The organism is Bacteroidota bacterium (genome assembly GCA_034723125.1).
Taxonomy (GTDB): domain Bacteria; phylum Bacteroidota; class Bacteroidia; order CAILMK01; family JAAYUY01; genus JAYEOP01.
This window is the reverse complement of the sequence record JAYEOP010000095.1, coordinates 1-4,718: the sequence shown is the minus strand read 5'-3', so window position 1 is coordinate 4,718 and position 4,718 is coordinate 1. Positions and strand designations below refer to the sequence as shown.

The following is a 4,718-nucleotide window of genomic DNA, read 5'->3' as shown; positions in this document are numbered from 1 at the left end:
GGGTTTTCAGAGTTTTTCATATACTTCTTCAAAACTTTTTACATTATCCCGATAGTGTTTCAAATTTTTTCATTGTCTATAAAAAACTCTGAAAATCTTAATGCGAATGTATTTATAGAACCTCCCTTAATTGTTTTGTAAAAGTTTAGAATATAATGAATTATAATTTTTTGCAACTTTTCCCCAATCAAAATTTTTAATTACATGCTCAGATGCATTTTTTTTGATTGCTGTTAAATCATTTTCAGATGACAATATTTTTAATACTGTATCCGAAATATCTTTATGACTTTTTGGCTTAACGAGAAATCCCGTTTTTTCATTAATGATAATATCTTTAATACTTGGTAAAGAGGACGCTACAACAATAGTTCCTGAACATGCAGCTTCTGCAAAAGTAAGTCCGAATCCTTCGCTGAGTGATGGTCCTATAAAAATATCTGATGTTGCATAATATTTTGGCAATTCGTGATGGTCAAGTTGTCCGCAAAAAACTATATTTTCCTTAATATTTAATTCCGAAACCTGTGCTATTAGTCTGTTTTTTAAAACTCCATCACCTACAATCAAAAGTTTAATATTTGGATGATTATTTATTATTTCAGGCATTGCTTTAAGTAAATATTTCAAACCCTTTACTTCTGTTAGCCGTCCAATAAACAACAGTAATTCTCCATTAATATCGTATTTTTTCTTTATTTCAATATCTGCTTTTTGATGTAAAAAATCATTAGTTTTCAATCCCATTGGATAAACATGGATTGGATTTTTAAATACTGTTTCAAGAATTTTTTCTTTGAGATAATTACTGACAACTGTTAGTTCATCAATATTTTTTAATGCATATTTTTTCATTTTTAGTCCTATGCCACTGTTAAAACTCAAAATATCACTTCCGTGAGAAGTTGAAAGTATTTTAATTTTTTTGTTAAAAATATTTTTATGCAAAGATGCAATAAATCCTTGTGGTATAAGCCAATGAGTATGAATGAGTCTAATATTTTTTTCCTTTTTTAAAACTTTTTTTAATGCAAATAATTGACATATTAAAAACAAAGGAAGTAATAGTTTTAAAAAAGAATTTTCCTTAAAAGCTGATAAAATGCCATTTGAAAAATATTTGTAGAGACTTTTAAACGGAAGAAAAGCAAATCTGTAAATATTTATTTCATCAAATTTTTCTTTTCTTAAAGTATTGTTTAACAAAGGAGTGAGGACAATTATGGAATAATCTTTTGATAGAAATGTGGCAAGGTCATAAACAAAATTCCCTCCACCTCTGAAACTATTTTTTTTAGCAGGAAAGGATGAAGTTAAAATGAGTATTTTCTCTTTTTCCTTAGTCATATTTTATTTGTAAAGCCTTTCGTTATCAGTAATATCCATCCACATGGCAAAAAGTAATGATTGGAAACTACTGATAAAAAGGAAAACGAAAGCAAGTATAGTTAAAGAATTGGCTTCTTGTCCGCTAAGAATAATACCTAGTATTTTTATTGCATAAGGTACAGAAATAATAAACAAAGCAAAAGAAAAATGATAAAGAAGAAAAAGAGGGTGGAAGTCACGGAAAAGATATTTAACCCAAAGTCTTCTAAAAAATGATTTAAAAAGCAACCATGAAATTCTAGGTATTACTTTCCACACTTTCATTTTAGATTTTTCGCCAATATTGTAAACAGGTTTGATTTCTACTTCCTTAATTGTGCAAAAAGCAATATTCAATCGTACTAACAAATCGTTAGGCATTCCATAATTTTTATAAATTTTATACAATCGTATTGAATTTAATGCTGATTTAGAGATTGCAGTAAAACCCGTTTGCGTATCGGAAACGTGCCAATAACCTGAGGCAATTTTTGTAAGTATTGATAAAATTGAATTTCCGAAAAAACGTATTTTAGGAACAACATTCCATGCACTTTTGTGAATAAATCTGTTTCCTTTTACGTAATCAATGTTTTTTTCAACAACAGGAGTAACAATGGATTCAAGCTCGTTTGGGTCCATTTGACCGTCTCCTGCCATTACCGCTGTGCAATCTATGTTGTTGTCTTTGCACCATTTGTAGCCTCTTGCAATGGCTCCACCAACCCCTGTGTTTTTTAGGTTATTGATTAAAATTATTTTATCATCATTATTTTTATTAAACTGCTCCGACTTAGGAAATAATTTTATTTCTTCCTTATTCTTTTGTGCGGTAATCCGATTTGCTTTTGTATAAATATTTTTTTCATCAATATCAAGATTATCTTTATTTTCTAAAATATTTTTCCCATATTTCTTAATAAAATTTTCCACAACTTCTGCTGTTTTATCTTTGGAATTATCATTGACAATAATAATTTTATCAACAAAATCAGGCATATTATCAATTACCAGATTTATTTGATTTTCTTCATTATAAGCAGGAACTACTACGGCAATACTTTTATCTTTTAACATATTTTTTATTAATCATGGATATAAATCAAGAAATTTAATTTTTAAAACGCACAAATATAAATAAATTTGAATAATTTTGGATTATTATTCAATCAAGCCAGAGGATTGATTTTAGCTTTTAAAATGATTTAACGAATTTACATTATTATAGAGTTAAAGTTTTATGTTGACTTGAAAAGTATTTATTTAAGAAATTGATTTTCAAACTAAAATATTAAGCCTATGAAATATTTTACACTCTTCACACTTATTGTATTAACATTTTCATTATCACTCAGTTCCTTTGCTCAAAATAAGGATGCTAAAGAGAAAAAAGAAAAGAAAGAAAAAGTTAAAAAAGAAGAAGTTGAGAAAGCAGATCCATTTCAAACTTATTACGAAAAATCGGGATTTACAAAAACAGCTCGATATAAAGAAACGATTGAATATTGTAAAAAACTTGCAAACGAATCTGAATTTGTTGAGTACAAAACTTTTGGAAAAAGTCCACAGGGAAGGGATTTACCTTTGCTGGTTATCGACAGAGATGGATATTCGGAAGCAAGAGAAGTAAAGCAAAAAGACAGAGTTGTTTTATTAATTCAAGCAGGAATACATCCTGGTGAAATTGATGGCAAAGATGCAGGGCTGATGTTTATTAGAGATATTGTACTTAAAAAGAAAAATAATAATCTATTAAGAAATGTTACTATTTTATTTATACCGATCTTTAATGTTGACGGACATGAACATTTTGGTCCACACAATAGAATAAATCAAAATGGTCCTGAGAAAATGGGATGGAGAACAACAGCATCAAATTTAAACTTAAATAGGGATTTTTTAAAAGCTGATGCATCTGAAATGAGAGATTGGGTACAGCTTTTTATTGAATGGCTTCCTGATTTTTTTATTGACATTCATGCAACTGATGGGGCGGATTATCAGTATGTTACTACCTATGGAATGGAAATTTTTGGGAATATGACTAAGGAACTTACTGAATGGCAGAAAGACGATTATCTAAAATATCTTGAGAAAAAAATGAGTAGTGCATCTTATCCAATTTTCCCTTATGTATCGTATAGAAATTGGCATGACCCTCGTAGCGGTTTAATAAGTTGGGTGGCAAGCCCAATGCTTTCTGAAGGTTATACAGCATTACAAAATCGTCCAGGATTACTTGTTGAAAACCACATGTTAAAAGATTACAAAACAAGAGTTTCTGCAACCTATGAGTTATTGATGTTGACAACAAAATTTTTGAACAAAGATTATAATATTCTTAAAACTTTGGTAAAGGAAGCTGATAAATATACTGCAAGTCAGCAATTTAGAGATAAAAAATTTACTGTAAAATATAAACCTTCAAGTGATAGTACAATTGTTGAGTTTAAAGGCTATGAATACGAAATTGTAAAAAGTGATTTGACAGGAGGAAACTGGTTTAAATATAGTAAAATTCCAAAAACTTTTGAAATACCATATTTTAATAAACAAGAAGCTGAAGTACAAATAAATATTCCTGAAGCATACATAATTCCACCTGAATGGACTGAGGTTATTGATAGGCTTGAGTTACATGGGGTTTCTTTTTTTAGGTTAAAAAAAGCTGTAAAAACTAAAGTGATTTCTTATATTTTTAAAGATGTAAAGTTTGCAAACAAACCTTATGAAGGTCGTCAAAGAGTTATAAAATTTGATTATGACAAAATAGAGGAAGTTCGTGAATATCCTGAAGGCTCGGTTGTAGTTGATATGGAGCAAGGAGCAGCACGCATTGCAATTCATATTCTTGAACCAAAAGCACCTAGCTCATTTCTTTACTGGGGATTTTTTAATTCTATTTTTGAACAAAAAGAATATGGCGAAAGCTATGTTATGGAAGAAGTAGCAAGAAAAATGCTTAAAGACAATGATGCACTTAAAAAAGAATTTGAAAAGAAAAAATCCGAAAATCCTGAATTTGCCAAAAATCAATGGCTGATGTTAAATTGGTTTTACAGCAAATCAAAATACTGGGATGATAGAATAAATAAATATCCCGTAGGAAAAATATATGATAGGAAAGTTTTGAAAAAATTTACCTATAAATAAAATAAAAGCTATAAATACTCGAATGAATTATTCGTGAATTAGTGGCAAAAAAATAAAGCCACGAATGCACTAATGAATTTTCGTGAATTAGCGGCAAAAAAAATGACAGCCACGAATACACTAATTTATTATTCGTGAATTAGTGGCAAAAAAAAAAAGCCACGAATACACTAATTTATTATTCGTGAATTAGTGGC

3 protein-coding genes are annotated in these 4,718 nt (G+C 29.0%); 1 reads left to right on the top strand and 2 read right to left on the bottom strand.

From position 1 onward, the window contains the following. Positions 1 to 126: 126 nt before the first annotated feature. The gene (locus U9R42_02845; protein MEA3494953.1) at positions 127 to 1,347 is read right to left on the bottom strand and encodes a glycosyltransferase family 4 protein; all 1,221 of its coding nucleotides are present in this window, start codon (positions 1,345 to 1,347) and stop codon (positions 127 to 129) included. A 3-nt stretch (positions 1,348 to 1,350) separates the two neighbouring features. Then, entirely contained in the window at positions 1,351 to 2,445 is a 1,095-nt protein-coding gene (locus U9R42_02840) for a glycosyltransferase family 2 protein (protein MEA3494952.1), read from the bottom strand. Between the two features lie 222 nt (positions 2,446 to 2,667). Between U9R42_02840 and U9R42_02835 the strand changes: the two genes are divergently transcribed. Beyond that, positions 2,668 to 4,521: a M14 family metallopeptidase gene (locus U9R42_02835; GenBank protein ID MEA3494951.1), complete on the top strand. Its 1,854-nt coding sequence runs from the start codon at positions 2,668 to 2,670 to the stop codon at positions 4,519 to 4,521. The last annotated feature ends 197 nt before the right edge of the window (positions 4,522 to 4,718 follow it).